Source organism: Methylophilus sp., assembly GCF_052437885.1.
Classification (GTDB): Bacteria; Pseudomonadota; Gammaproteobacteria; order Burkholderiales; family Methylophilaceae; genus Methylophilus.
The window spans coordinates 1-2,640 of sequence record NZ_JBQVPB010000024.1 but is presented as its reverse complement, the minus strand read 5'-3'; the positions used below and the strand labels follow the sequence as shown (position 1 = coordinate 2,640).

Below are 2,640 nucleotides of genomic sequence, written 5' to 3'. Positions count from 1 at the left end.
GATCTCCGCGGCTTCTGCCGAGCAGACCACGGGTATCGACCAGGTCAACCAGGCGGTGACCAGCATGGATGAGACCACGCAGCAGAATGCGGCACTGGTAGAAGAAGCGGCAGCGGCAGCTGAATCCCTGGTAGACCAGGCTAACCAGCTGGCAGGTGCCATCAGCCAGTTCAAGCTGGAAGGCAAGAGCTTTGGTGGCGGGCAGGCAGTGACGCATAAACCAGTCGCCAGACCATCACCGCTGAAAGTAGCCACACAGTCTGCCAGTCCGCACTCTAATAACGCATTCAGGTCAGGGTCTGAGGGGGCATCCGGCAAGCCGGCATCAGGTGGCTTTAATAGTCCGCCGCCTGGCAAAGCTGCCGCCTCTAAACGTACCGGCACAGACGATAGTGACTGGGAAGAGTTTTAAGCGCTGAAGAAACATTAAAAGCCGGCTTGCACATGCAGCCGGCTTTTTTATTGGGCTGTTGTCTGGCAGCGGGCTATGTCAGCCTGACGTTCAAGCTACCCCGGCAATATTGCACAGCTAGCCCTGTGCAGTCAGCAACTTTGGGTGAAGGGTCGAATCCTGCAGTTGTCTGACTAAAACGTACCGTCATAAATCTAATTTACAGCTATTTTGTAACACAGTTGTAAGTTTTCTCAAGTTTTTCTCCAGATGTTCGTAAACCAGATCAAGTGGTAATCAATAACCGCTGAAACAAGACTTGAACCTTTAATGGAGACTTTATGAAACACACGTTTAACACCGCCATCGCTTTATGCGCATTCTCTGTATTGTCCGCTCAGGCTCAGGCAGCCGAAGTTTGCACAGTATCAATGATGGGTCGCGTCTGCTACGAAGAAGGTAGCCCTGAACTGACCGCCACCCACATGAAAGGCGACGCAGTGGCCGAATCAGCCAGTGCCAAGAAAAAAACAGATCTGGCTGATGCATCCAAAGTAAAGAAATAAGCACACGGTAGTCAGCATAGAAAACCCCTTGTGATGAGGGGTTTTTTAATGCTCGGATCGCACCAAGTAAAACTTGAGCCTGATAAGAAGTCATAAACCATATTTTATTGGCTGATAGGAAGTTTCAGCCATGTAAGAACATAGTATGCAAGCCAGGGTTTGGCTAAAAAAATTAACGGATTTGGAGTATAAAAATTATGAGCGTCGCAAAAAGAATGACCATTCTGATTGTAGTGGCAGCTTTGGGGTTATTTGCACTGGCTGGGATCAGTTACTTTCAGACGGAGCGGGTATATGGCTACACCAATTATGCCAACGAAACAGCTGCACCCAGCATTGAAGTATTAGATGAAACGCTGGCAGAATTTGAAAAACTGAATAGCCTGATCTGGCAGCATATGCTGAATACAGATAATGCCAAGATGCAGTCGATTGAAAAACAGGTTGCCGAGACACATGGCAAGCTGATGGCTGCGCTTAAAAAATACGATCGCTTTGTCAGCAACGCAGAAGACAAGTCTTTGCTCGCAAACGACCTGGCTGCGATCACTGCCTATGATGGCCTGGGCAGTAATGCCCTGACCTTGTCGCTTTCGAATAAAAAGGAAGAGGCGCGTGATGTGCTGCTTTCCAATCAGGCCATTATTGCCAATGTGCAAAAAGCCATCAGCCAGCACCGTCAATTTAACAATGATGTCGCGCGCGCCAATGCCAGCCAGGCATTAAGCATTAAAAACCAGGCCATCGTGATGCTGTTTGCGATCGCATTGGTGGCGCTGGCCCTGGTGGTGACCATAGGTCTGCTGATCAAACGCAATATGTTCAAGCAGTTAGGCATGGAGCCGGCTGAACTGACTGTCATCGCCCGTAACTTTGGTGAAGGTAACCTCAAGCAGAAGATAGACTTGCCGGCAGATGACAAGACCAGCGTGGCTTATTCTATCCGTGTGTTGCAAAAGACCCTGGATGGCCTGGTGCAGTCATTAAACTATGTCAGTCAGCAGCATGATGAAGGTGATATCGACTGCACAGTTGATGAGACCCGCTTTAAAGGTGGTTATGGTGAAATGGCCGCCGGCATCAATAAAATGGTGGCTGGTCATATCGCCATGAACAAGGAAGCGATTGAAGTGGTACAAGCGTTCGGGCAAGGTAACCTGGATGCACCATTGAAACAGTTCCCCGGTAAAAAAGCATTCGTTAACGAAGCGATAGAGCAGGTGCGTGGCAATATCAAACGCCTGGTCAGCGACGCTGATGATTTGGCGCATGCCGCCGTTGAAGGCCGTTTGTCTACGCGCGCTGATGCCTCCCGTCACCAGGGCGATTTCCGTGCGATTGTGGAAGGCCTGAACAACACGCTGGACGCTATCGTCAAGCCATTGAATGTGACCTCCAGCTACCTGGATAACATCGCAAAAGGCAATATTCCGGCCAAGATCACCGAGCAATACCAGGGTGATTACAGCCTGATCATCAACAACCTGAACACCTGCATAGACGCAGTGAATGCATTGGTGGCAGATGCCAACGAACTGGCACTGGCAGCGCAAAACGGTGCCTTGTCTACGCGTGCCGACACCAGCAAGCACAATGGCGATTTCCGCAAAGTGATAGAAGGTGTCAACGGTACGCTGGATGCGGTGGTCAAACCATTGACCATCACTTCCGAGTACCTGGACA

General features: G+C 50.0%; 2 protein-coding genes and 1 pseudogene. All 3 read left to right on the top strand.

The genetic code is table 11. The features are described from left to right. A pseudogene (locus tag ACT6RZ_RS14825) lies at window positions 1-412 on the top strand (methyl-accepting chemotaxis protein); the annotation flags it as partial. Window positions 413-732: 320 nt separating this feature from the next. Further along, the gene (locus ACT6RZ_RS14820) at window positions 733-957 is read left to right on the top strand and encodes a hypothetical protein (RefSeq protein ID WP_444702850.1); all 225 of its coding nucleotides are present in this window, start codon (window positions 733-735) and stop codon (window positions 955-957) included. A gap of 215 nt (window positions 958-1,172) precedes the next feature. After that, window positions 1,173-2,640: MCP four helix bundle domain-containing protein (locus ACT6RZ_RS14815; RefSeq protein WP_444702849.1), on the top strand; the 1,468-nt coding region annotated here is incomplete at its 3' end.

Coding starts and splice junctions, on each gene's coding strand:
- ACT6RZ_RS14820 (WP_444702850.1), top strand. CDS start 733: ATGAAACACACGTTTAACACCGCCATCGCTTTATGCGCATTCTCTGTA.